The organism is Rhodanobacter sp. TND4EL1 (assembly GCF_054061035.1).
In genome coordinates this window covers 373,102-399,873 of the sequence record NZ_JBSSDT010000001.1, presented here as the reverse complement: position 1 = coordinate 399,873, position 26,772 = coordinate 373,102, and the positions used below count along the sequence as shown (strand labels likewise).

At 63.7% G+C, this 26,772-nt stretch carries 14 protein-coding genes; 2 read left to right on the top strand and 12 right to left on the bottom strand.

Features of this window, described 5'->3' with window-relative positions; translation table 11 throughout:
* Window positions 1-58 precede the first annotated feature (58 nt).
* Window positions 59-1,741, top strand: a complete 1,683-nt coding sequence (locus ACVWWQ_RS01850) for a hypothetical protein (protein WP_133950387.1) — start codon at window positions 59-61, stop codon at window positions 1,739-1,741.
* Window positions 1,738-3,285: an oligosaccharide flippase family protein gene (locus ACVWWQ_RS01845; RefSeq protein WP_133950389.1), complete on the top strand. Its 1,548-nt coding sequence runs from the start codon at window positions 1,738-1,740 to the stop codon at window positions 3,283-3,285. The genes ACVWWQ_RS01850 and ACVWWQ_RS01845 overlap by 4 nt, the downstream gene beginning before the upstream one ends.
* A 22-nt stretch (window positions 3,286-3,307) precedes the next feature.
* On the opposite strand, the gene ACVWWQ_RS01840 is transcribed toward ACVWWQ_RS01845, so the two are convergent.
* The 12 genes from ACVWWQ_RS01840 to ACVWWQ_RS01785 form a co-directional block, all read right to left on the bottom strand.
* Entirely contained in the window at window positions 3,308-4,042 is a 735-nt protein-coding gene (locus ACVWWQ_RS01840) for a hypothetical protein (protein WP_133950391.1), read from the bottom strand.
* 178 nt (window positions 4,043-4,220) lie between these two features.
* Window positions 4,221-5,426: a hypothetical protein gene (locus tag ACVWWQ_RS01835; RefSeq protein WP_133950393.1), complete on the bottom strand. Its 1,206-nt coding sequence runs from the start codon at window positions 5,424-5,426 to the stop codon at window positions 4,221-4,223.
* Complete coding sequence (locus tag ACVWWQ_RS01830) at window positions 5,423-6,589, bottom strand: glycosyltransferase family 4 protein (protein ID WP_133950395.1); 1,167 nt, start codon at window positions 6,587-6,589, stop codon at window positions 5,423-5,425. Before ACVWWQ_RS01830 ends, ACVWWQ_RS01835 begins: the two co-directional genes overlap by 4 nt.
* A complete protein-coding gene (locus tag ACVWWQ_RS01825) occupies window positions 6,586-7,215 on the bottom strand; it encodes a polysaccharide deacetylase family protein (protein WP_457383279.1) in 630 nt (209 codons plus the stop codon). Before ACVWWQ_RS01825 ends, ACVWWQ_RS01830 begins: the two co-directional genes overlap by 4 nt.
* An 8-nt stretch (window positions 7,216-7,223) precedes the next feature.
* Entirely contained in the window at window positions 7,224-8,396 is a 1,173-nt protein-coding gene (locus tag ACVWWQ_RS01820; RefSeq protein ID WP_133950399.1) for a glycosyltransferase family 4 protein, read from the bottom strand.
* A gap of 7 nt (window positions 8,397-8,403) precedes the next feature.
* Window positions 8,404-9,513, bottom strand: coding sequence for a GT4 family glycosyltransferase PelF (gene pelF / locus ACVWWQ_RS01815; protein ID WP_133950401.1), 1,110 nt, complete (start codon window positions 9,511-9,513; stop codon window positions 8,404-8,406).
* Complete coding sequence (locus ACVWWQ_RS01810) at window positions 9,510-10,868, bottom strand: phenylacetate--CoA ligase family protein (RefSeq protein ID WP_133950402.1); 1,359 nt, start codon at window positions 10,866-10,868, stop codon at window positions 9,510-9,512. Before ACVWWQ_RS01810 ends, pelF begins: the two co-directional genes overlap by 4 nt.
* Window positions 10,869-10,947: 79 nt before the next feature.
* The gene (locus ACVWWQ_RS01805; RefSeq protein ID WP_099652157.1) at window positions 10,948-12,210 is read right to left on the bottom strand and encodes an O-antigen ligase family protein; all 1,263 of its coding nucleotides are present in this window, start codon (window positions 12,208-12,210) and stop codon (window positions 10,948-10,950) included.
* Window positions 12,198-13,307: a polysaccharide deacetylase family protein gene (locus ACVWWQ_RS01800; protein WP_457383278.1), complete on the bottom strand. Its 1,110-nt coding sequence runs from the start codon at window positions 13,305-13,307 to the stop codon at window positions 12,198-12,200. Before ACVWWQ_RS01800 ends, ACVWWQ_RS01805 begins: the two co-directional genes overlap by 13 nt.
* The gene (locus ACVWWQ_RS01795; RefSeq protein WP_457383277.1) at window positions 13,301-14,431 is read right to left on the bottom strand and encodes a glycosyltransferase family 2 protein; all 1,131 of its coding nucleotides are present in this window, start codon (window positions 14,429-14,431) and stop codon (window positions 13,301-13,303) included. The genes ACVWWQ_RS01800 and ACVWWQ_RS01795 overlap by 7 nt, the downstream gene beginning before the upstream one ends.
* A gap of 30 nt (window positions 14,432-14,461) precedes the next feature.
* Entirely contained in the window at window positions 14,462-19,405 is a 4,944-nt protein-coding gene (locus ACVWWQ_RS01790) for a non-ribosomal peptide synthetase (protein WP_133950404.1), read from the bottom strand.
* The gene (locus tag ACVWWQ_RS01785) at window positions 19,402-26,694 is read right to left on the bottom strand and encodes a hybrid non-ribosomal peptide synthetase/type I polyketide synthase (protein ID WP_457383276.1); all 7,293 of its coding nucleotides are present in this window, start codon (window positions 26,692-26,694) and stop codon (window positions 19,402-19,404) included. Before ACVWWQ_RS01785 ends, ACVWWQ_RS01790 begins: the two co-directional genes overlap by 4 nt.
* Between the last annotated feature and the right edge of the window lie 78 nt (window positions 26,695-26,772).

Here is a 26,772-nt window from a genome sequence, read left to right as displayed (position 1 = left end):
AGGGCTGCTCTGCAGCGTGCTCACCTTCGCTTTTGCCTTGTCGATGATGTCCTTGAGCATGGGCATTTCAGCACGGCAGCAGGTCGACGGAACGCAGCCTGCAGTGGCGTCGACGGGCCATGTCGCGAAAGTCGCGGCGCCGGAGCCGGCAACACCATCGGCGCAACGGATCGGGAAACAGCGCATCGTCTTGCGGCGCAACGACGGCACCGTCGGGACCGAACCCGTGCCGGTTTCCGTGGGTATCCCGTTTCCGCCAGGCATGCTTCGCGACGCCCGCCTGGTGCGCATTCTTGACGACAAGGGGGCTGAAGTACCGGCTTCGATCAAGACCACTCTGCGCTGGTTTGCCAAGGACGGGAGCATACGCGCCGTCCGCGCGCAGTTCCGGGCCACGCTGACTGGCGAGCCCAGGACATTCTACTTTTCGATCGGACAACCGCGGCACCTCGATCTCGCCGGCTGGTCGTATGGCGAAGGGCTGGTCGGCGCGGAGCACGGCATGCGCCAGCCGCAGGCCCTGGCGACGCTCGAGCCAGCTTGGCTGTGCGACTCCCTCATTGCCGGACCACAGGTGCCGGCGGCAGCGGGCGAACTGCAGGCGAACTTCGTATCGGAACAATTCACCTGGGCACGTCGACTCCCGGTGGATGACTCGACCGCGTGGCTGTTCGATCGCCCATCGACCCTGTTCAAGGCCTATGTACGCACCGGGCGTTTCGATTACCTGCAGGCGGCCGAGCAGAGTTACCGCTTCTACATGACATACATCCGCCGCGACGGGCTTCCCATGAGCCCGTTCTGCGCTGGGGGATGGACCTACAACAAGAAGCCCTGCGATGTGAAATATGTCTATGTCGAGCCCATCCTGCTGGCGCTCGGCCTGACCGGCGACGACAGCGAAAGCGATACGGAAACCGTCGACAAGATGATGACGCTTTGGGAAAGCGGTGGCTGGAACAACCCGCCGGGACCCTACAGCGACCCGATGCAGGAATTCACGGAGCGCTTCGCCGGCCTCGGCTTGCTGGAAACCGTCAGTGCTTATGAGTTGACGGGTGATTCGCGCTACCTGGCGCGCATCAAGGATCGCATTGGATGGCTTTACGAACATCAGCGGAACAACCCCGATCACCTGGGTGATGATGGCTCGTGGCGCAACAGTTGGCTGAAGCACGAGGGCGGCGACTGGGACCCCGCCAAGGAAGTTCGTGGCAGCTCGCCATGGATGAGCGAAAACATCATTGATGGCCTGTGGCATGCGTGGCTGGTTACCGGCGACTCCCGCATTCCGGACATGATCACTGACTTTGGCCATTACATGGAGCAGTACGGCTGGATTCGCTCCGACCAGATGCTCAACCCGCACGGATGGCGCAACCCGTGCTCCGGCCCGGAGGGGCAGATCGCCTGGTACTGGTCATCCGCACATGCCAGCAAAGCGGCAATGGACAGGATTCAGGAATCCGAGGGCTGGTACAGCGACGCTCATACGGTGGAGTTGGCGTTGCCCGTCGCCGCTGCGCGCTATTTCGAGCGCGACCCGCGCCAAAGTGCGGCACTGGAACGTCGCCTCGCTCTCATAACGCATTCCCTGACCAAGGCCTGCGCCAGCGAGGCGGACACTCTGCGACGATTCAACTGGAACAACCGCGGCAGCGGTGTGGTGGCGTGGTTGATCCGGCAGCCGGCAGGTAGCGGGCGTCAGTCTCCCCCGAAGACAGTGTCGAGCACACCATGAATCGCCGCATTGAGGTGTTGCGCAGCATCACCATGGTGTCTGCGGCCACTTACATCGAGTATGCGCTCGGTCTGGTTGTCAGTATCTGGATTGCGCGGACATTGGGGCCGGCAGATTTCGGTCGCTACGCTTTCGTACTCTGGTTGTGTGGCTGGTTGATGACGTGCAGCAACCATGCGCTGACCACGTCGTCCACGAAGTTCATTGCGGAGGCCGACGGCGCCGGCGAACCCGACGTCGCGTCGCATATTGCCCATCGGCTCACCCGTTATCAGCACATCAGCACACTCATCGTGCTTGCACTGTTCGTTGTCGTGGCCGGCATTGTGCGACCCAATGAGTGGAGGCCCTTTCTGCCGCAGGTCATGTTGTTCGTCATCATTGCGGTCGCGGCCAAGGCCAACTATTTCATGATGGTCGCGGTGGAGAAGGGCCAGGAGCGCTTTGAGCCCGCGTCGTTGTCCACGGTTCTTTCCGGTGTGTTCGGCATCGGGCTGATCGGGGCGGCCACGCTCGCTCATGCTGCGCTGATCGACTTCATTGCGCTGTTTGCAGTGGCCTGCCTGACCATAAATCTCGTCAATCGACTCGCGTTCCACCGATATTGTCGACCGTTGAAAGCTGGCCCCATACCCGCAGAGATCAGTCGACGCCTCTCGCGACACTTGTACTTGACCGCCGGGTTGGTACTGCTGATTTCATTCAAGTCGAGCATGATTGAAGTGTTCTTGTTGAACATGTTTTCCACTTCGGCGGCGGTCGGATTTTTTGCGATTGCCGCCACCCTCACTCGCGGCGCGGTTGACCTTTTCTCGGTGGGGCTGACGGCGACGCTATTGCCCTACATGGCCAAGTCCTTCGGCAAAAGCGGGCAGGAGCAGGCTGCGCAGCTGCTCGCTGACGCGACCCGCTTCTATTGGGCGATGGGACTTGTCATTGCGGGCGTGGGGTTGGTGGTAACCCCTGAAATCGTCACGCTGATGTACGGAAATCGCTATATCCAGGCGATTCCGGCGATAGAAGCCACTCTTGTGCTGGCAGGCCTGCTCCTGATCGGAAACAGCATTGCGGCGTTCCAGATCGTCGTTGATCGTCAGGACGATCGGGTACGCATCACGGTCATGGCGCTGATCACCAACGCGCTGCTGGGCATTCTCCTGATTCCGCACTTCGGTCTGGCCGGCGCGGTCATGACATACGCGGGTACCCGATTCGCCGAGCTGGGGCTGTCCATCCTCTATCTGCGCCGTATCACTGCAGGTGGCTTGCCGGTCGCCGCGATGACGCGACTGCTCAGCGTGGCAATCATCGCCACTGTGGGCGCATGGCTGACGGTCGACCTGCTTCACAGCCGCTTCGGGTTTCTTCTTGGGGGAGTGGTCTTCCTCGCGATTTTCCTGCCGGGAAGCTTTCTGGTCCGCTACTGGAGTGAACGCGACTATCTGTTGCTGGCAGTCATCACCGACCGCCTGGGGCCACCGGGCCGAATGGTGATGCGGATGGCAAACACGTTGCAGAGAAGCCCCGCAAAGTCCTCGTCGTGAGGTGCTGCCACCCGACGTTGCTTCAGGCGCCGAGCTCCCAGCGGACCAGGTGCGGCATGAATCCGAATTTCCGCTTGAAGCGCTGCATCGATGGGGTCGCGCCGTAATAGCTTCCATAGGCGTAGTACCTGACATGGGGATAGTCCCTGATGACACACTCCGCCAGGCTGATGATCAACATCGGGACGATACCGTCGTCCTGATGTTCGACGTGCCCGAAAATGGTTTGAATGGCACAGAGTTCGCCGGCAATCAGGCAGCTGGCGTACGCATACAAATGGCCGTCACGAAAGATTCCGTAATAGGGATAGTCATGTCGATTCGATCGCGATGGCGGATCGTTGATTCCGGCGCTGACACGAGTTTGCAGGTGCTCCGGCATCGCCTTGCCCTGACGGACATCACTCGATCGTATGATCGCCACCACGTCGTCCAGGTAAGCGTTGTAGTCAAGGCGCGAAAAAGTGTATCCAAGACGAAGGGACTTCTTGTAGTTGCGACGCCCGGCGCTTTCGATCGAACCGAAGTAATCCTTGAAATCCGCGGGAAGGGTACAAACGCAGAAGCCATATTGGTATTGCCGAACGAGTGGGAATTTCCGGTGACGTTGCATCGCCTCCATATAAAACGTTCGCACGATGTGTTCGAAGAACGGATCGTTTCCAGCCGTCTTGGCGAGCTGCAGATCGATCCTCAGTTTGGGCAGATGACGAGCCTCGATCGCGCTTCCCACCCAATGGCGCAGCAACTTCAACATGTTTGTCACTCCAGCTTTCGAACTGTGGGCACCTGTCAGGACGTGTGCCCTGCCTGCGCGTGCCGTGGGTGAATGGACATGCACATCACTCAACATGGCAAGCGACACCTTTCTGCATCGAGACAAAAAACCGGCGGCACATGGTTCACGCAAAGGTCTCCAGATTTCTGACGCATTGTCACGCTGACGAAACCTCCGTTCCTGGCTTCGATTCCTGCATATCTGCATGCATCGGCGGGGGCGGAAGTTCGAAGTCGCGGTACTGAGCCGGATTGCCCGCAAGGCCTGCCTCAGCGGCCCGGATGATGTTGTAGACCTCACGCGCGGTGACATAGTGGAGCACGTGGCGTCTGCCGTCGTTGTACGTGCGCTCAAGGTGATCGTGCATTGCCTGCGCGGCAGGGCCGAGCAGGGTATCCATGTCGCGCTCCTGGGTGCCATGCGTATGTACCTTGACGAAAACCCATTCGGGCCGACCCTCGACATGGATACCGGTGCGCACCCACGCATCCACCCGGTCAGCCGTTGGCGGGCAGTTGCGGCGCACGTCGCCTGCCTCGATACGCGGAATCAGACCGAAGCGGCGTTCACGCCAGTTCAAGCCGAGGGGTCCCTGCACGATCATCAGATCGCCGCTGGCCTTGCCGCCGACCCGCACCGGTTCGCCGGTGTTGTGGGATTTCGGGCGCGAGGGGTCGTCGGTGGCGTAGTAGATGGCATTGACCATCCGGGTTTGCGTGTCGCTCGGTGCCGATGGCAGGGTGAAATCGGCATAGCAACCGAGCTCGCGCAACAGGATCAGTTCGTTGTTGATGCCGCACCAGCGGCCGTCTGCGCGCGAGTTGTCCAGGCACCAGTTGCCATGGATGAAACCGAACCGAAGCTCGCCGGTGCGCGGATCTCGGGGCAAGGCGCCATGGCGCTCATGCAGCAACTCGTTGAAGCGGCTGATGGTGGTACGGAAGTTGGCCTCGGTGTCATTGTCGTGATGCAGATGGATCTCGATTTCGCCGTAGCCTTCGGCGCACAGCGTGGCGATCTTGCACAGATGTTCCTCGAGGTATTCCTCCTCGGGATAGAAAAACGTGTGTTGCGGCGGACGTCCATCAGCATCGCGATGGGTCGAGGCAAGCACCCGATAATCACGGCACCAGCGATCGACGCGCTCGCGCTGGGTGGCCAGATCGACCTTGCCCCAGGCCGGCTCGAAGTGGTCGACGAAGCAGAACATCACATGCACCGGGCCGTCGACGGCCGGCGGACGAGGTCGCCGCAGATAGCTCCACAGCCAGATATGCATGTTGCGGGCGCGGATGGCGTAGACCAGCGCCGCCGCCATCAAGGCCACTCCAGCCAACACGACGCCGAGTATGAGAGTGATCATCGACCTGCTTCTCCCGCCGGCAACAGGGTCAGCAACTGCTCGGCGTTGTTGCGCCACTGACGTTCGCGCACGATGTAGTCACGCGCAGCAGCACCAATACGGCGGCGTTCGTCGGCCTGCAACGCCAGGTCGAGCACGTGCTGGACACAGTTATCGGTCTGCTTGCGCGGAAACAACCAACCGGTACGTCCATCCTCAATCACCTCGGCTACCGGTGCGTAATCAGGCGCAACGACAGCCACGCCCATCGCCATCAGTTCGAACAGTTTCATGGGAGAACCGTACTGGTTTGAATCCGGCAATACGGAGTAATCCATGCACGCGATCCAGCTGGCAATTTCGTCATGGGCCACACGCCCGGGCATCAGGATGCGATCCGCCAGGCCGCGCTCGGCAGCGAGGGCTCGTATCGCAGGCAAGGTGACGCCGTCACCGACGAGCACGAGGGCCAGGTTCGGCACCTCGGCCAGACGCTGCGAGATGGCGTCGACAAATCCGTTCACGCCGTGCCAGTGCGCAAACGCACCGATGTGACCGCACACGACACGGTCAGTCAGGCCACGCTCGGCCCGCAAACGCGGTCGATCGAAGCGGGTCGGATCAAAGTGCGCCAGGTCGGCGGCATTGGGCGAGATCACGGACGGTGCAATGTCGCCGTAGGCGTCTGTTGCCTGCAGACGGAAGTAGCCCGAGATGAAGACCAGCCCGCTGCAGCGGCGCAGGCACCAGCCTTCGATGCGTCGAGCAAGCCTCTTCAGATACAGCGGACGCACGCGCTCGACCAGCGCCGAGTCGTTGATTTCAAGAATGACCGGAATGCCGTGCCGTCGCGCCAGCCAGACGGTGACGAACAGAAACAGTGAATAGCGCTCATAGATCAGTTGTGGCCGCCGCCGCCGGATGGCTGCCGACATGCGCCATAACGTAATCAGGTTGTAGCCGAGCTCCAGGCACTCGAATAGCACGCCGGGCATGCTGGCGATCCGCGCACCCAGCCGGCCGCGCCCGGTGACCTGGGTGGTCGGTTCTTGTTCGGGGTCCGCGCCGGGGAACGACATCACGGTCACTTCGTGGCCGAGATCGCGCAACGCGTGCACGATGCCGCGGATATGCACACCCTCGACATGCCGCCCGCGAGTGCGGTGATGATAGAGGATCCTCATTTCGGCTCGTGCGGCAGGGCGTGGAAGCGATGGCCGTTGGCCAGCCACTCCGGCAGCAATATTCGCAGCGCGCGGCATGCCAGGTCGTGGTCGTCGTGCATCAGCACGATGTCACCGGCAGCGGGTGTCTTGTTGCGCAGCCTGGCGACCAGTTTGTCCAGTGGTTGCCGCTGATAGTCCCGGCTGTCGTAGGACCAGTGGACGAACGCGCGTCGTTGGCAAGCGAAATACAGCATCAGGGAAGCGGCAAGATGGCCTTGAGGCGTCCGTACCCGATGTTGACTTTGCGGATCGATGGCAGACAGCAACATATCGGTGCGGCGAATTTCACTCAATTGCTGGCGCAGCTTCATCTTGTGAAACAGGCGGTGACTGTAGGAGTGATTGCCGACAAGGTGACCCTCGGCAACGATGCGCCGGACAAGTTTCGGATGTTTCTCTATCTTTTCTCCGACCAGGAAGAAACTGGCTTTCACGTCATGCTCGCCCAGCAAGTCGAGCAAGGGGGGTGTATGTTTCGGATCCGGGCCGTCATCAAATGTCAGGTAACGAACGTCGCCGTGCGGGTGTCCGTGCGTCAGCACCAGCGCCTTCGGGAAAAGCTTGAGCAAGTGCAGTTTTTTCACTCCCGGTCTCATGCGGATGCTCCGACCGGAACGGTCGCAGGCGCAATCACGCCCAGCAAAATCCGTTCCACCCGACTGACATTGTCCTCCCAGCGAAAACCGTCCGCGTGCTCGATGATCCGTGCACTGTCCCAACTCTTTGTCGCGGCCTGGATCAGCGCGGCGGACAAGGCTTCGATGGCATGTGGCGGCACCAGGATGCCGGCGTAGTCGGGCACCACCTCAGGGATACCGCCGACCTTGCTGGCCACTACCGGCGTACCACAAGCCATGGCTTCCAGCACCACGTTCGGAACGCCTTCGTTGTGGCTGGGCAGGCACAGCAGATCGGCGGCGCGAAACCAGTGGACCAGATCGCCATGGGGTACTTCACCAACCAGTTGTACCCGTTTCGCGCATCCCAATTCGGCGGCGCGGGCGAGCAGGGTCGACCGAATCGCACCGGCGCCCACGTAGACGAGGTGGGCGCGGGGATGTATCGCCAATACCGCAGGAAGGGCCTCCAGCAGATCAAGGCAGCCCTTGCTGGACTTCAGGTTGCCGACGTACAGCAACAGGGGCGTATCGGCGGACAGCCCCAGTCGCACACGAGCTTCGCTGCGCGAACCGGGGGCAAACAAGGCATGGTCGACGCCGTTGTAGACCACATGGACGCGGCTTCTCCGCACCCCGAGTTCGGTCACCTTGCCGGCCAGCGCATGGCTGACCGCAACCACAGCGCCGGCACCGCGCAAAGCCGCCTGGATCTGCGGCCGGCGCAGCGCATGCGTGGCCTGCACGTTGAGATCGCTGCCGTGCACCTTGACCAGATAGGGAATGCCGAGTCGTCGCGCCAACCAACCCGCGGCCACGGCATCGGGATAGGCCCAACTGGCCAGCACGCAGTCGTAACGTGCGGCGCGGATCTGCCGCCCATGCTGCACCAGGAGTGAGAGCAGCCAGCATGCCGCGTGCAGCGAGCGTCCGAAGCGTGGTGGATAGACAAACAGGAAATGGCCCGTGCGCAAGCCGCGGGTCCGCACCTCGCCACGTTTGCGACTCCAGCGCTCGCGAAAGTCGACCGAAGTGAGAACGTCAACTTCGTGCTTCTGCCCGAGCCGCTCGAATTGCTGGCGGTTGAATGCGCCGCGCGCCGGGTCCCACGGTGTCGGAAACAGATTGGTGAGGATCAAGATCTTCATGGAATCATCATCCGGTTGCGCCCTGGTAGAGTTGGGCGTAGCGCGTCACCATCACATCCAGCGTGCCGCTTCGTTCGACCCACGAACGCGCCGCCTGGGCCAGCATCGCGGCGCGTGCCGGATCCTGCAGCAAGTCCAGCATGGCATGTGCCAGCGCGTCCGGATCCCGCGCGGGAACCAGCCGGCCGGTATCCCCGTCACGTACGATCTCGCCGTTGCCGCCGACATCGGTCGCGACGATCGGCAGTGCCACCGCGCAGGCTTCCAGCAAGGCCATCGAATAGCCTTCGCTGACCGAAGACAGCACGAACAGGTCCAGCCCCTGCAAGAGTTCGTGCACGTCGTTGCGATCGCCCAGAAAATGCACGCTGCCATGCACGCCCTGATCGATGGCGTCTTGCTGTAGCCGGGCGCGCAATTCGCCGTCGCCGATCAGCAGCAATGCCGACTCGGGCTGTTGTTCGCGCACCTGCCGGAAAGCGCGGATCAACCCGGCCTGATCCTTGGCCCAGTTGAGCCGCCCGACACTGCCGATCAGCCGGGTTTGAGAAGGCAGCTCAAGCATCTTCAGCAGGTGCTGGCGCATGGCGGGGGAAGCTGGCTGGAATGCATCTACCCGGATGCCATTGGGTATCACCTTTGCCTTCGCCATTGGCACGATGCCGCGACGGATGGCGTCGCGGCGGGCGGCTTCGCACACCGCGATGACCGATTGGGTACGCACCAGCGCCCGCCGGTAAAGCCATTCGCGCCGCGCCGCACGGGCATTGCCGCCCATGCCATGGCGGGTGTTGACGATGCGCGGCACGGGCAAGCCGCAGGTGGCCAGGACAGCCTGGTAATGTGCCACCGCATTGTGGGTATGCATGACTTCGGTACCATGGGCACGGACCATCCGTCGCGCGCGCGTCAATGCGCGCAGGTCCACACCTTGCCGCTTGTGGCAGGCTGTGACCGGAATGCCCAGACCTTCCAGCTCATGCGCCAGCGTGCCGCACTCGAACAGGCAGATGACCTGGCAATGGTGGCCTTGCTGTTGTTGCAGCTTCACCAGCTCCAGCACCATGCGCTCCAGGCCGCCGCGATCCAGGCTTTCAACCACATGGGTGATGTTCATGGCGAAAGCTCGGAAACGGTGACACGCAGCTTGCCGCTGGGCGTCAGCGGAATATCGTCGACGAAATGACAATGCAGGGCGACGCTGTCTCCCAGTACCTTGTGCACCTCCCGGCGAATATAGGCCAGCGAACTGTCGTCGAATCCGCTGTTGCGCACGATGGACAGGTCGAGGCGGTCAAGCCGGCGCTGCACCAGGCGGAATCGCTCCAGACCGCGCACATCCTTGAGCATGTGCGGGAAAAATTCGCCGGGTAGCACATGGCCTGCCGGGGTGCGGATCGCATCAAGCACGCGACCGTCGACGCTCTCCAGCATGGGCAGTCCACGACCGCAGGCACAACGTGCGGTGGTTGCCGTGGCCATGTCGCCGTTGGCGTAGCGCAGGAATGGCATGCCGTAGTTGAACAGATCGGTGATGACCACCTCGCCCGGTGTGGTTGCATCGGCACCGATGGCGTGGCGCAGCTCCACCACCAGGTGGTCGGCGTTCACATGCAGGCCGTGCTGCTGCTCGCATTCCGCCGCAATCAGCATGAATTCGCGGCAGCCATAGGTGTTGAACGCGGGGCAGCCGAACGCCTGTTCAATGATCTGACGCTGGAATTCATGCAGCGATTCGGCCGCGCCGATGATGCCCTGCGGCGGCCGCGTCATCTTTCGGCCCGTGTCGATCAGCCATTGCGCCAGCCGTACCAGCGGCCCGACGTAGCCAACGATGATTTCCGGGCGGTAGCGATCGATGGCATCGGCGAACTGCGCCATGTTCGCCTCGCTCATGTGGAAGCTGTTGAGTATGTGGCGGGCAAACATGGCGTTGTATACGCGATCTTTCAGCTGGTGCGCGCGGGTCGGTTCACCGACCGAACCACCCCACAGGAACAGCGTGCGCCGTCCCATCCGCGAACCGGCCCAGTCATAGCCACGCCACATCACTGCAGTCCGACGGTCGTTGCTCTCGCGGGTGAAGCCGAATCGCAGCGGTTCGCCGGTCGAGCCGCCGGTGGCCTTGGTCAGCAGGCGCCCGCGCCAGGAGTCGGCGGTGAGTTCGTCGAAATGACTGCGAATGTCCGCCTTGGTCAGCAACGGCAGTTTCGCGTAGTCGTCGAGATTGCGGATGTCGTCCGCGACAAGGCCCAGTTCGCGCCAGCGTCGCTGGTAGTAGGGCACTTCGCGCTGGCAGTGTTCCAGCAATCGCCGCAGCCGCTGCCATTGCAACGTGGCGATCTGTTCGGGCGCCAGCCATTGGTCACGCTGGTAGTCGGCAAGATGGTCCAGCGTATGGCGACGGCGAAGCCCGGTTTCATATGCAGGAAACAGGACATGCCGGAACATCGCCTCGTAAGCGCCACTCATGTCGCGTTGCTCCGGATCAACACCGGTGCGAGATCGCACGCGGCTGAGACGGGCGGGCGGAAGCTCGGGGCATGGGTGTTCATGAGGTGCGCAACAATATGGCGACCAGCACGTACATGCCGACCACGCTTCCCATCGCGGTGGGTACCCACCGCCACCATCCTTCGCCCAGATTGAACCCGGGCAGGGCAGGCATTCGCTGGCGGGCGCCGACGTAGTAGCCGGTGACCATCGCCAGTACCAGGTACAGCACGATCATGTAGCTGCGACTGAGGAAAAAGGCGGCCGCAAAAAGCCCCCACAGTGACAGCCACAGCGTCAGCGCCATGGTGCGCTCTTCCTGTTCCTCCGCTATTTGTTCTGGTGTGGCGGCAGCGTCGGGCTGACTGCGTATCACCGTCCGCATCATCCAGAAGCTGTAGACGACGAACGCCAGCCACAACATGAATCCGATAAAGCCGGACTCTGCAAGAACCAGCACGAACGAGTTGTGCGCGGTGAGGTCGTTGTAGTCGGTGAAATTGCCTGCACCCACACCAAGCAGCGGATGATCGAAGAACATGTGCATGCCCGCATACCAGGCCTCCACCCGGCCATGCGCGGATTCCTCGCCCGCATCAAGCTCATCCATGCGCGATGACAGTAGCCGCATGCAGACCAGGCCCACGACGCCCAGCGTGCCAGCCGTCAACGCCCCCCGGTGATGCCATACATAGAGACCTGCGACCAACAGGACCGCGAGCATGGCCCCGCGCGAATTGGTCAGGTAAGTTCCGTACAGCAGCAGCAAGGCGCACGCCAGCCAGAACAGTCGCAGCAGGCCGTGACTGCGATGACGCAGGAAGAACGCCATCGGGATGGTGACGGCAAACAGCAGGCCAAGGTCGTTCGGGTCGTTGAAGATGCCCACGTACTGGATTCGCCCATCCTCGCTCATCGGCATGCCGGTCCAGCCAACGCCGTTCCTGAATTGATCCACGCCATGCAAGGCCAGCACGGTCGAGCACAACACAAACACCACCATGGCCATGGTCACGTGTCGCCGGGTGGTACAGCAGGCGGCGAACACGAAGAAGGCAATCACCGTGGGGCCGAACTCGGCCAGTTCGGCCAGAGCGCCACCGGTCCATCCGTTGGTGACCTGCGAAATCATCAGCACCAGCAGGAACGTCGGGAGTATCAGGAATTGCGGTGCCGCCCACGTCTTCGCGCTGGAGCCCATCCAGCACAGAAAGGCCAGCACCAGCACCACCGGCAGCAACGGTATGTTCGTCAACGCCGGCATGTAGTCCTGGGGACGGATGATCGTCAGCACCAGGTACAGAAGGATCAGGGGGAACATTCGGGCTCCGGTTCAGCTGCCGTGGCGCGGTTTGCGGTGGGATAGCTCATCAGGCTGGGCAGCGTCAGCATGGCTGCGAACCAGCCCGGCCCCATGTTGCGTTCCACCGGCAGGCGCTGCAGTGCGTAACGGTTGTCCGCCGGTTGCGGGTTGGTACCGCAGACGTAGCAGCAGGCCAGCTGAAAACCGCTCGCCCGGGTCGCCTCGATCACGCGCTCGTCGTAGGCGCGGTCACCACCGACGGGGTAGGACATCAGCGGCCGGGTAACACCAAGCTCGCATTCCAGCGATACCCTGGAATCACGTACTTCGTCTTCCATGATCTGCTGGGGCAATTTGGCCAGCATGCGGTGGTGCACGCCGTGCGAACCGATCTCGAAGCCGGCATCGTGCATTTCGCGCAACTGCGACCAGGTCATCGGACGGCAATCCACCGGTGTCACGTTGCTGGGCATGCGCCATTCGTGTTCCAGCCGGGTGATCAGGTCGGACTGTGCGATGGCGCTGATGTTTTTCATTTCCAGCAGCACGCGCCCTGCCAACTGGCGGCGGTCCTCGCGCGCTTCCGGCATCGCCAGGTCGATGCCGAGTTCGGGCAGCACGAGCGATGGCGCGCCGGTGAGCAGGATCATGTGCACCAGCCAGTCGTAGGCGAATGGCCGGCCGCTGTCGATGTGGCCAGTCGATACGAAGAACGTGGCCGGAATCCCCAGTTCGCGCAGGATCGGATAGGCGTTTCGATAGTTGTCGTCATAGCCATCGTCGAACGTCACCACCACAGCATCCGGGGGAAGGGGTTTGCCGGCGTCCAGCATGGCCGCCACGTCGCCAAGGCGCATGGGGCGGAAGTGCTGCTTCAGCAGGCGCATCTGTTCGCGGAACCGTTCCGGTGAGGTGCTGATCAACTCGAGGTCGAAATCGAAAGTGGCCGGATCGGGCAGGGGCATGACCCGGTGGTAGGCAAGGATGCGCAGATCCTTCTGCCACCACGCACGCATCCGCTGCAGCGAATGCAACAGGCCGCTGCTGTAGCAGAGTTCGCCCAGGCGGCCACGAATACCCGAGGCCCGATCGCTTGTTTCGCTCTGGGTCACCATAGGTGCAGTCCTCGATTGCGGGTGAAGGCGATCAATGCCTGTGCAGCGAACAAATTGAGGTAATAAAACGCGACGGCCAGTCGAATGGGCAGCCAGCGTCCGGCTGCGGGCAGCACTCGATCCACCACGACCAGCGCCGCGCCGATGAGCAGGCCCAGCAACAGCCATGCATAAGGCGCATGGCGGGTAGCCAGAACGGCCGTGCTGAGACCAAACCCAAGCAACAGCCAGGGAGCCAGCAGGCGCAGCAGTTTGTGGCTGACAAAGCGGAACCACAGCGGATTGCTTCCCGGCAGCAGCAGCCAGGGCGCCAACTGGATCAATTGATAATTGCCGGCCAGGGTGCGGATCTTCCGCCGACGCTCTTCGGCGGGTTGTTGAGACGGTTTGTCCCAGGCCAACGCGCGGGGCTCGAATACCACCCGGCAACCGGCCGCCGCCACTCGCATCGGAACCAGCACGTCATCCAGCACCGTGCCGGGCGGCAAGGGTTCGAACAGTGCCCGGCGTACCGCATACAGGGCGCCGCTCACACCGATGGTGGAGCCGGAGCGGCTTTCCGCGTGACGTATCAGTTTTTCATAACGCCAGTACGCATCGATCCCCTGCGCGAAGCCCGTGTCCACGTTTTCCATCTGCAGTTCGCCGCTGACCGCGCCGACCGTGACGTCGGCGAGATTGGCGACCAGTTCCCGCAGCGAGGTGGGCGAGAGCTTCTGCCGCACATCGGTCATCAACAACACGTCGCCCCGCGCCACCGCGACGGCGTCATTCAAACAGGTCGCCTTGCCACGACGCTCGGTGAACTCGAGCACGCGCACACGCGGGTCACCGGCCTCGCAGGCAAGTATCGCGGTGGCGTCGCGGCATCCATCGCAGGCGATCACGATTTCGATCTGCTCCGGCGGATAGTCCAGCGCCTGCAGGTTCCTCAGTTTGGCTGGCAGGTAACGTGCGCCATCGTGCACCGCCATGATCACGGTCACCGTGGGCGTCACGTCCTGGCGGGACACCGGCCGTGGCAGCAAGCGCGCTTGCAGCCACATGCACAGCGGATAGCCCACGAAAACATGCACCAGCAACAGGGCGCAGCACCAGCAGGCGAGGCTGGCCAAAGTCATCATGTCGGTTCCCCCCGGACCGATGCGGTCACGTCAATGTCGTCCAAACAATTGGCGCAGGCGCTCGCCAAATTTTGCCGGTTGGTTGGCCTTCGCCGCCTGGGCCGCTCCCACGCCGGCGGCCAGCGTGCCGAGCGTGCCATTGGCAATGTCGAGCAGATTCAATGACACCCCGGCCTCACGCTGCACACGAGCAGCCATGTCCACGGCCATCAGCGAATGACCGCCGACATCAAAGAAGTTGTCGCTGGTATGTACCTCCGGTACGCCAAGCAATTCTTTCCAGATATCCGCAAGCAACTGCTCGGCCGGCGTTCCGGGTGAGCCGCTGGTAGCCGCAACGCTTGCTGGTGCCCGCACTGTCGCCACGGTCGGGCTGCCGATCCTCATGTCGCCTCCTACCTGCGCATGCAGAGCCGAAATCGTCTGATCCGGGTTTGCGCTGACACTGCCGAGCATCGTCAGATAGCGCTCGCGCAGCTGGCGCGCGGTCTCGGCATCGAGGATGTCGGCGTTGTAGGTCACGCCGCCGACCATTCCCCTGGTGCCCTCCAGGAACCACAACCCGAGATCTTCGGTGGCGCCGCTCTGGAACAGCAGGATCTGCTCATGTTGCAGCCCACCCCAGTCGATGGCGCGTCGGCGCGCATCCTGGAACGAGAACAGCGCCTGGTAGAGCACGGCACCGCCACCGCGGCCCACCTTCAGCTCGCGCTGCAGGTATTCCAGCGGTACATCCGGATGGCCAAAGCTTTCAATGGCGGTGCATTTGACCTGTCGGACGAAATCGATGAACGGCAACGCGGGGTCGACCGTCATGTGCAGCGGCACCAGGTTGTTGAAATAACCCATGACCGATTCCACCTCGGTCTGGTTGCGCCCGCGTACGGGAGTGCCCACCACCAGATCGAGTTGACCGGCCACGCCGTAGAGCAGCACGTAATACAGCGCCAGCAAGGTCATGTTGAGCGTGGCGTCGGCAACGCGCGCCACTTCATGCATCGCCGCGGTGGCTTCCGCGGTGACGTGGATCCACTCGGTCCGGCCCGCGCCGGACATGCCTGGCTGGCGAGGCCGGTCGCTCGGCAGGGCGCGGATATCCGCCAGCGGCGCCAAACGCTCGCGCCAGAATGCCAGCTGGGCCTGGAACTGCGGGCCGTCCAGCCACTGTGCGTGCCAGACCGCATAGTCACCGTAGGTTACCGGCAACGGGACAAGTGGCGACGGCGCACTCTCGGCGAAGGCGCGATACAACTGCGAGAGTTCGGTATAGAGAATGTCGAACGACCAGCCATCCCAGATGATGTGGTGTGGCATGAAGAAGAATACGTGGTCGTTTTCGCCAAGACGGAACATGCGTGCGCTGAAAAGCGGGGCACGGGTCAGGTCGAAGGGGGTGTCGGTGAGCGCCTGCAGGCGTTCCATCAATACGGTCTCGCGCTCCGGCTCGGGCAAGCCGGAGAGGTCTTCCGCCGGGAAGAGCCTCATCTCCACGTGAGCTTCGACGATCTGCTCGACGCTCTCACCATTGTCGCGAAACGCGGTTCGCATGCTCGGTTGATGCTGCATCAACGCCTTGAATGCCATTTCAAAGGCAGCCTCGTCGAGATGGCCGCGCAGCCGGTGAGCCGAGGGCGCGTTGTAGGTGACGCGCCCGGGCTGCATCTGCTCCAGGGACCACAACCGTTGCTGCACCAATGAGAGGGGTGCCCGGTTCTGTTGCGCGCGGTGAAGTATCGGTTGCGTCGCCGGTGCGCTGCCGTTTTCGATTTGCTTGCCGATGGCGGCCGCAAGGGCCTCGATCGTTGGTGCATCGAACAGGGTGCGGAATGACAGGGCGATGCCGAACTCCCGGTTCAACCGCGCGGTGAGCTGGGCGGCGAGCAGCGAATGGCCGCCCAGCGCGAAGAAATCGTCGCGCACGTCCAGTTCCGGCAATGCCAGCACGGCTTCCATTGCGGTGGCAACGCGCTGCTCGTTGCTGTTGCGTGGTGCTACCCGGGTGGTCGTTGTGGCGATCGAATGTACCTGCGGCGCCGGTAGCGCCTTGCGGTTGATCTTGTTGTTCGGCAGCAGCGGCATGGCATCGATCGGTATCAGGTGCTGCGGCAGCATGTACTCCGGCAATCGCTGCCTGAGTCGGGAACGCAGTGCTTCCTCATCGAAGGTCGCGCCCTCGCGGGTCATCACGTAGCCCACCAGACGCACGTCGCCGGGATGGTCTTCGCGGGTGATCACCAGTGCCTGCGCCACGCTCGGGTCATCGGCCAGCACCGACTCGATCTCACCCAGTTCAATGCGGTAGCCGCGTACCTTGACCTGGAAGTCCAGACGTCCGAGATGCTCGAGTAGGCCATTGGTAAGCCAGCGACCGCGGTCACCGGAGCGATACATCCGCGCATTGGCCATACGCGTCGGGGAGGCCGCGGCGAAGGGGTCCGGCAGGTAACGCTCGGCATCGATCTCGGGTCGATTCAGGTAACCCAGCGTGACGCATTCACCACCAATGTAGATTTCACCCGGCACGCCCAGCGGGCACGGTGCCCGTCGCTCATCGAGAATGTAGGCGGTCGTGTTTGCCATCGGCCGCCCGATGAAAATGCCGGCGCGCGGATCGGTTACCCGCCAGAAGGTGCAGTACACCGTGGTCTCGGTGGGGCCGTAACCGCTCCAGACTTCACCGCAACGCTGCAACAGCGCCTCCGCCAAGTCGACCGGCAGCGTCTCGCCGCCGGTTACTGCGCGGAAGCCCGCATGGCCGGCCCAGCCGGATTCGAGCAGGATTCGCCAGCCGGCCGGGGTGGCCTGCATCATCGTGGTCTTGCTGGTTTCGACCAGCTTGCGCAGCGCCGCGCCGTCGCGCGCGTCCCCCTGGTTGGCCAGCACGATCGTGGCGCCCACGCTGAGGGGCAGCAGCATTTCCATGAAGGCGATATCGAACGACAGGGTCGTCACGGCCAGGAGCCTGTCGTCGGCGCTGATGCCGGGCTCGTGTTGGGTGCTGTACAGGAAATTCCCGGCGGCACTGTGCTGTACGCGCACGCCCTTCGGTCGCCCGGTCGAGCCCGAGGTGAAGATCAGGTAGGCCACCGAGTCGGGCGCTGCGGCATCCGAGTCTCTCGGAAGCCGAGAGGTGTCCGCGTGGGCAATTTCGTCGGCGTCCCGCTTCAACGACAACACCTGCGCGGGCGGAAACGCAAAGGCTTCGGGCGCGGCATCATCCACGAGCAGCGCCGCCAGCGCCGTATCCTCGACCATGAAGGCCAGTCGGTCGGCGGGGAAACACGGGTCCATCGGTACGTAGCCGGCGCCGGATTTGAGTACGGCCAGCACGGCGGCGAGCATGTCCGTGCTGCGTGATGGCATCAACCCGACCAGTGCACCACGTTTGACGCCGCGGGCGCGCAGGCAATGGGCGAGCTGATTCGCCCGCGCCTCGAGGGCGGCGTAGTCCATCTCGATGCCGTCATGCTCGATGGCCACGCGACCTGGCGCCAGATCGACCTGCTTCTCGAAGTATTCGTGGACAAGTTGTTGCGCGGGATAGGGCGTGGGCTCCGGTTGCAGTGCGCCGAGTTCTGCGCGGGCCCGTTCGGAAAGCAGGTCAATCGCCTGGACGGCGGTGTCCGGCGCCCGCGCCACGTGGCGCAGCAAGGTTTCGCAGGCGTCAAGCCAGCAGCGGATGGTCTCGGCGCGGAACAGGTCGCTGTTGAACTGGCATTCCAGACGCAGACCTCCGTCGACTTGCACCGCATTGACAAACAACTCGAAATTCTCGAACGCGCGGGGGTTGGCCGCGAAATCGAAGCTCAGGCCAGGGAAGCTGACGCTTCGTTCGTCCAGCGCCTGGTCCAGGTTGAACAGCACGCTGACCAGCGGCAACCGGCTCGGCGCACGCGGCAACGCCAGGTGCGCCAGCAGGCTGCCCAATGTGTATTGCGGGTGGTCAAAGGCGTCCAGCAGGTCGCTGCGGACCTGCGCAAGCAGGGTGCTGAAGGGTGTGGTCGGGTCGATGGCCACGCGCAGCGGCAGCACATTCACGCAATGTCCAACCAATGCATCGTGGCCTCCTGCGGCCTGGCCTGCCGAAGGAATGCCGACCACGACGTCGTCCTGACTGCTCAGGCGTTGCAGCAATACGGAGAATCCGGCCAGCAGGGTGGCATACAGGCTTGCGCCGCGCGGCGCACCCATTCGCTTGAGTTCAGTGATCAGACTGGCATCCAGCATGCGGTCCTCGCGTTGGGACGCAAAGCTGCGCTGGCGTGGTCGACTGCGGTCCGTCGGCAGGTCCAGCGAGGGCAGCGTGCCGTTGAAGCGTGCCAGCCAGTAGTGCTCGGAGTCGCGCCCGCTCTGGGTCGCCGCTCGTGCGCATTCGGCCAACGCAAAGTCACCAAAGGGATCGGCTGGACCGGGGCCGCTGCCGTGACCGGTTCGTTGGGCATAGAGCGCGGCGAGGTCCCGCACGATGACACCGAACGACCACCCGTCGCAGACAATATGGTGAGCCGTGAACACCAGCAGACAGGACAAAGGATGCAGTTGCAGCAACTCGACGCGAACCAGCGGGCCGCGCTCGAGATCGAATGGCGTGATGACCGCGCGATGCAAGGTCGCGCGGATCTCCGCGCTGCGCTCCGACTCGTCGAGCGCAGAGAGATCGCGAATGGGGCAGGACAGCTCCATCCCGGCAGCAATGCGCAGTTCCTCGCCGTCCGGGCTCAGAGTGGCGCGCAACGCCTCGTGGCGATCGACCAAAGCCTGCAACGCAGCCTGCAGCGCGGGCACGTCCAGTTCACCATCCAGTCGCAACGACACCGACTCGTTGTAGGCAAGCGAGGCTTCCGGCTCCAGTTTCGCCGCAAGCCAGATTTCGCGCTGCGGCTCCGTGGTCGGTACCACCCGGGCGAGGGCGACGTCGGCAAACGGATCGCAGTCGACGGCGACCGTCGCGGTCATGCGGTCATTCGTATTCATGCCTCAACCCTCATGAATTTGCCCGGCGCATCAGGATTCGGAACGAACCATGCCGGATGGCCACCAGCATCCTTGCCCAGCCGCGCGCCAAGCACCGGCGGTCTGGCGGCGTCGAAGGCAAGGCTTTCGATGTTGCGGCGACGCGGCAGGAATTCGGCCTCCTGCAACTCGAGCACCGATTCCTTGAACGCCTTGGAGATGGCCACGAAATCCTGCTCGCTGTGCGCGGTGGTGAAGAAACACGGGAAGTTGTCGAGCACGTGGACGCCGCGGCTGCGCATCATCGCGAAGAGCAGATCCTGCAGCGGATGCTCTTCGATGAAATTGACTTTCCATACCGAAGCGAAATGCGTGAGCTTGATCGGCGCGCCGACGCCGGTGCAGAACGCATTGAGTTCATCGATCAATGCGGTGGTGCGTGTGTTCAGCTTTTCCTGCAGCGAGGGTCCGGCGGCAGCGAGGTGATCCAGCACCGCATGTGCGGCGGCAAGCGCCAGCGGGTGACGCACGAAAGTGCCGGCAAAATAGGTGACACCAACGGTGGGGATGGAGTCGTCACCGAACTGCCAGCCGCCGCCGTCCAGCGCGTCCATGTACTGGCGCTTGCCGGCTATGACGCCGATCGGGAAACCACCGCCGACCACCTTGCCGTAGGACGCAAGGTCCGCATCGACGCCAAGCACCGCCTGTGCACCGCGTGGATGCGAGCGGAATCCGGTGACCACTTCGTCGAAGATCAGCAGTGCGCCGGCATCGCTGGTGATGGCGCGGAGCTCTTGCAGGAATTCGCGCGGCTGGAAGTCCGGGCGCCGGCTCTGCACGGGCTCGACCAGCACCGCGGCGATCGATGACGCCCGTTCGCGGATGATCGCCAATGATTCAGGCGTGCCGTAATCGAGCACCAGCACGTTTTCGGCCGTGTTGCGCAGGATGCCTGGCGCGGCCGGTACCGAGCGCAGCTTCTTCGTCCCGCGCACGATTACTTCGTCGAAGATGCCGTGATACGAACCGGTGAAGATCACCAGCGTGTCGCGACCGGTGACGGTGCGAGCGATGCGCACCGTGCCCATCACCGCCTCGGAGCCGGTGTTGCACAGCGCGGCGCGATCGAAGCCGGTGAGTTCGCAGATCTGTTTGGCGACGATGCCGGCCAGCGGGTGCTGCGGGCCGATTTCATAACCCGCGTCGATCTGCTTGCGGATGGCATCGACCACGAAATCCGGCTGCCAGCCGAACAGGTTCATGCCGAAACCGTTGAGTGCATCGACGTATTCGTTGCCGTCGATGTCCCAGACCTTCGACCCCTTCGAGCGCTCGACCACCAGCTGGTAGATCATTTCCTTCAGCAGCGGACGGAAGCCGTTCACGACGCGCGGGTCGGCCAGATGCGGACGGTGCTCCCGGGTGTACTCCTTGGATTGGCGCGTGCGCTCGATGTAGCGGCGCATGAACGCCTCCAGCCTGACTCGCTGGCGCGCGGTGAGGTCGGTGTTGTTTGAGTGGATGCGCGCGATCGCACCGAAGGCTTTCTTGACGTCATACCTGGTGTGCGCGAGCGCGGCCTCTTCATCCTGGCCAGCCGCATCTGGCGCCGCTGAAGGGGCGGCGGACACGGGAGTCGCTGTCGCAGGCGCTGCGACCGGAGCGGTGGCGATCACGGGCGCCGAGCCCGTGCCAGCCAGCAAGGCAAGCTGCTGTTGCATGATCAGCATCTGCTGCTGGATCACGTCCTGCACGAGGTGGCCGGACGGTGCCGACGGGATGGCTGCTGCGGACGGGGGCGTTGTCGTCATCATGGGAGTCACACTTGCGGGTTGCGGTGTGGGCGTGTCGGCGGTCGCAACATCCGGCGGCAACAGGCGATCGATGTGGGCGGCGAGGCGCTCGAACGATGAGCACGATTCCATCAATTCGCGGAAGGTGATCTTCAAGGCGAAGGTCTTCTGCAACTGCAAGGCCACCTGGGTCAGTGCCAGCGAATCGAGGCCGAGCTCGATGAAGTTCGCGGCCGGATCGACGTCTTCGAATTCGTTGCCGGCAACGTCCTCGAACAATTCCGTCAGTTGCGCCAGCAGGCGGGCGGGGCGGCCGGAACCGGTCGGCGTGTGTTTGGAAGTCGTTTCCATGAGTGGCTCCGGCAGGGCGGCGGGTATGGCTGCAAAAGTCACCGGCAAGACAGTGACGTTCGACGCGGGCGGCACGGCCTGCGGCAATGGCTCGTGTGGCTGGATCTCGATCCAGTGGCGCTTGCGCTCGAAGGGATAGGTCGGCAGGCGCATGCGGCGCCGGTGGGCGCGATGGTCGAGCGCATCGACTGCCACGGGCGCACCCAGGCACCAGAGTTGGCCGAGCGCGTCCAGCCAGGCGGATCGCTCGTTCGTCGGCGCGTCGGCCAGCGAGGCGAGCACGACGCGCCCGCGACTTTGCGGGTGCTGACGCGTCAACAGGCTAAGGGTCGTGCGCGGACCCACTTCCAGGAACGCGTACTGCGTTTTCTCGAGAAGGCCCAGCAGCGCCGTCGAAAACCGCACGGTGCCGCGCAGGTGACGCGTCCAGTAGTCCACCGACGTGGCGTCGGCTTCGCTCAACGAGCCGCCGGCCAGAGTCGACGCGATGGGAATCGTGGGCGCTGACAACGGCGTCCGCTCGACTTCGCCACGGAAGGCGTCCAGTGCGGGATCCATCATCGCCGAATGGAATGCATGCGACGTGCGCAGCAGGCGGCAGGCAATATCCGCCTTCTCCAGCTCGGCCTGGAAAGCTTCGATCAAGGGTGTCTCGCCGGAGACCACGCATGCATTCGGCGCGTTCTCGGCAGCCAGCGACAGGCCGTCCGGCAGTCTGGCACCGAGCGTGCCCGCATCCAGTCGTACCGAAAGCATCGAGCCGGCCGGCAACGCCTGCATCAGGCGGCCTCGTCGCGCGATCAGTCGTGCGCCGTCTTCGAGGCTCATGACGCCGGCGATCACCGCCGCGGCGAACTCGCCGACGCTGTGTCCGATCATGGCCACCGGCTGGACGCCATGGCTCATCCACAAGCGTGCCAGCGCATATTCGATCGCGAAAATCGCCGGCTGGGTCAGTTCGGTGGCGCGCAAGGCCTCCGCATCGTCGGCAAACAGGCGTTCGCGCAGATCGAAGCCAAGCTCCTCGCGCAGGACCCGCGCACAGGCATCAAGCGCACTGCGGAAGGCCGGTTCGGTGGCATGCAGCTCGCGTCCCATGCCGGCGTATTGAGAACCCTGGCCGGGGAACAGAAAGACGATGCCGGGCACGGAATTCATTACCGCTTTGGCGGCGCCCGAATTGCGCAGCTTGGCGATGGCTTCCTCAACGGTGGCGGCAACGACGTGGGTACGTTGAGCGAAAGCCTTGCGACCGGTGGCCAGCGTCCAGCCGACGTCCGCAAGGTTGGCATCCGCGTGCGCGGCAAGATGGTCGCCCAGCCGAGCCGCAGCGCTGCCGACGGCGGCAGGGGTGCGGGCGGAGAGCAGCAACAGTTGCGGGCCTTGTGCCTGATCCGACGGTTCGCGCAACGGCGGCTCTTCAAGGATCACATGGGCGTTCGTGCCGCCGACGCCGAAGGAGCTGACGCCGGCACGCAGCAGGCCCAGGTCGGAAGACCAAGGTTTCAGCGACGCGTTGACGACAAACGGCGAGTGCGCGAAATCGATCTTCGGATTCGTCACCCGCAAATGCAGCGATGGTGGCAACTGGCGCTCGCTCAAGGACAACGCGGTCTTGATGACACCGGCGGCACCGGCGGCCATGACCAGGTGACCCACATTGCTCTTCAGCGAACCGATCGCGCAGAACCCTTGTTCGTCGGTGCTCTGGCGGAAGGCCAGGGTCAGCCCCTCGATTTCGATCGGGTCGCCCAGCGGTGTGGCGGTGCCATGGGTTTCCACGTAGGAAATGGAACGCGCATCGACGCCGGCGCGGGCGAGTGCCATCGTGATCACCGCAGCCTGGCCGGCACTGCTGGGTGCGGTGAAGCTGGCCTTGGCGGCGCCGTCATTGTTGACCGCGGTGCCGCGGATCACGGCGTAGATCGGGTCGTTGTCCCGCAAAGCGTCGGACAGCCGCTTCAGCAACACCACGGCGGCGCCATCGCTGAAGACCGTGCCCTGGGCGTCGGCGTCGAAACTGCGCGTATGCCCGTCCGGCGACAGCATCGACCCTTCCTGCGACACGTAGCCGCTGCGTGGCGGACAGGTGATCGACGAGCCGCCGGCCAGCGCCATGTCGCACTGGCCGGAACGCAAGGCGTCGAAGGCCTGGCAGATCGCCACCAGCGAGGTCGAGCAGGCGGTGTTCATGCTGATCGCCGGCCCGGTCAGGTTGAGCTTGTGGGCGATGCGCGTGGCGAGGTAATCCTTCTCGTTGCCCAGCATCACCTGGAAGGCGCCGAGCTTGTCGATCAAGTCGGGCCGGCTGCTGACATGGCGCTGGAAGTAGGTGGCGTTGTGCATGCCGCCGAACACCCCGACGGGTCCGTCATGCGCGTCCGGCACGTGGCCGCCACGCTCCATGCATTCCCAGCACAGTTCGAGAAAAATCCGTTGCTGCGGGTCCATCAATTCCGCTTCGCGTGGCGAGATGCCGAAGAACGCCGCATCGAAATCCTCGACGCCGTCGATGACGCCGCGTGCGGCGACGTAGGCGGGATCACGGCGCTGATCTTCCGGCACACCTGGATCGAGCTGATCCGAACCGAAGAAGGTGATCGATTCCCGCCCGTCGCAAAGGTTGTCCCAGAACGCTTCCACATCGCCTGCGCCGGGGAAGCGTCCGGCCATCGCGATGATGGCAATCGGCTCTGTCGCTTCAGGGCTCGTGCCATGCGCGAGGCGGTTGGTCAGCGCGCTGCTTTCGGGGCGGCCCTCGATCATTCCGGCTAGTGCGGCAGGCGTGGGCTCGCCGAAGAAGGCGGCGATGGTCGGTACCGTCGACAATTCACTGTGGATCCGTGCAACCAGTCGCACCGCCAGCAGCGAGTTGCCGCCCAGTTCGAAGAAGTGGTCGCGGCGTCCGACCTGGTCAAGGCCGAGCACCTCGGCAAACAGCGCGCACAGGCGTTGTTCCGTCGGGCCGACGGCCGCGACGTAGGCATCGACCAGCTCGGGACGCCGGTTGTCCGGCGCCGGCAAGGCGCGGCGGTCGAGTTTGCCGTTCGGGGTGACCGGCAATGTGTCCAGCCGGATGTAGATGGCTGGCACCATGAAATCCGGTAGCGTGCGGGTCAGCTGTTCGCGCAGGTGGCGGGGAGTGATGGCGGCATCTGCGGCAACGTAATAAGCCACCAGCCGTTTCTGATCCGGTCGGTCCTCGCGTGCCAGCACCGCACACGCCTTCACGCCGGGCAGTTGCTGCAATGCCGCCTCGATTTCCCCGATCTCGATGCGGTAACCGCGAATCTTGACCTGGCCATCGGCACGACCGATGAACTCGATGACGCCTTGCGGCAACCAGCGCACCAGGTCACCGGTGCGGTACAGCCGCTCACCGGGCGCTCCGAACGGGTGGGCAATGAAGCGTTCGGCGGTCAGTTCAGGACGGCCGAGATAGCCGCGCGCGAGACCCGCACCCCCAATGTGCAATTCACCGATCACGCCGACCGGCACCGGCTCGCCGCGTGGATTGAGCACATGCAGCGTGGTGTCCGCGATGGGACGGCCAATCGGAATAGACCGCAGGTTTTTGTCGAGCTCGCGCGGGATCCGGTAAGTGGCGGCGAAGGTGGTGCATTCGGTGGGGCCGTAACCGTTGATGATCACGGTATCCGGTAGCGCGGCATAAGCCTTGCGCACGTGGCTGGGCGAGAGCGCCTCGCCGCCGATCAGCAGTTGTTCGAGGCCGCGCAACTTGCCGGCGTCGTCATCCACGATGGCGTTGAACAGCGCGGCGGTAAGCCACGCAACGCGCACATCGTGGCCCTGGATGGTGCCGGCAAGACCGCAACCGGTCGGAATGCGTTCGTCATGGATCACGCAGGTGCCGCCGTTGAGCAGCGGCCCCCAGATCTCCAGCGTCGAGGCGTCGAAGCCCAGCGGCGCGGCATGCAGCACGCGGGGCTTTTCGGCGAGGTCGACAAAGCTGACGTCGCGCACCAGCCGGATGATCGACCGATGGGTGATCTCGGCCCCCTTCGGCGTACCGGTCGATCCCGAGGTGTACATCACATAGGCCAGCGCAACACTGTCCAGCGTGGGCAACACGGCAACAGCGGCTTCGGATTCCAGTTGCTCAAACGGGATCACCGCAGCGGCGATGCCGGGAACGGTGACCTGGGCCGCAGCGGTGATCACCACGGCCGCGCGCGCGTCGTTGACGACAAGGGCGATGCGCTCGACGGGGTAGGCCGGATCCAGCGGCAGGTAAGCGGCGCCCGCTTTCAGAATGCCCAGCACGGCGATGATCGCCTCGGGTGAGCGTTCAAGCAGCAGGGCCACCGGTGACCCGACGCCGGTACCGGCGGCGATCAGGCGGGCGGCGACGCGATTGGCGCGCTCATCAACCTCGGCATAGGACAGCGTGCGCCCCTGCACCTGGATCGCCGGACGGGTTGGCTGCTGCCGCGCCACTTCGGCAAACAGGCCGTGCACGGTGTCGCTGCCACGACGCGGCACGACGGTGGCATTCCAGTCGACCAGCATGTTTCGGCGCTCGTCGGCATCCAGCATGTCGATGGCTTCAAGTGCGGTCGGCAGTGGCGCCGTCAGCGCCGCCAGCATACGCAGGACACCATCGGCTAGCAGGTCGACCGCAGCGGCATTGAGCGGCGCACGGAAGCCGACTTTCAGCCGTGCGGGGGCAGGGCTGATCAACTGCCAGCGGCTGAGGTTCGCAGCGTGCTGATTGCCCGAGGCCACTTCGTGAGCTGCATGGACATCCTCGTCGACCACGCTCCAGGCAGTGTCGTGGGCGAGATCCACGACACTGCTTTCCAGCGTCGTGGCGAAGGCAGTCAGCCAGCAGTCGCGGTCGCCCGTGCGGGGTGTCTCGATCATCCACTGGTACGAATGGCCCGGGGCAACGCGGCTGGCGACGACCGAGTCCGCTCCGGTCCAGCGTGCTTCGACCGATGCCAGCGCCGCGCAGAGGATGGTCGACGGCGTGACCGCATGACGACGCGCACACTCGATCAACGCCAAGGCCAATGGCTGGTCCAGTGCGTATTCGCAATGTATCCAAAGGGTACTGCCAGCCCCCGAAGTGGTCGGCAGTACATCAAGCAGCCGCAGGCCCGCGGCCATGTCATCCCGTTTTTCGGCCTTGAACGCGTTCATCCTTTCGCGATCTCCCCATACCTAGTGATTACAGCAACCGGTGATGCGATGTACTTCGCAGCCGGGATTCCTCAGGCG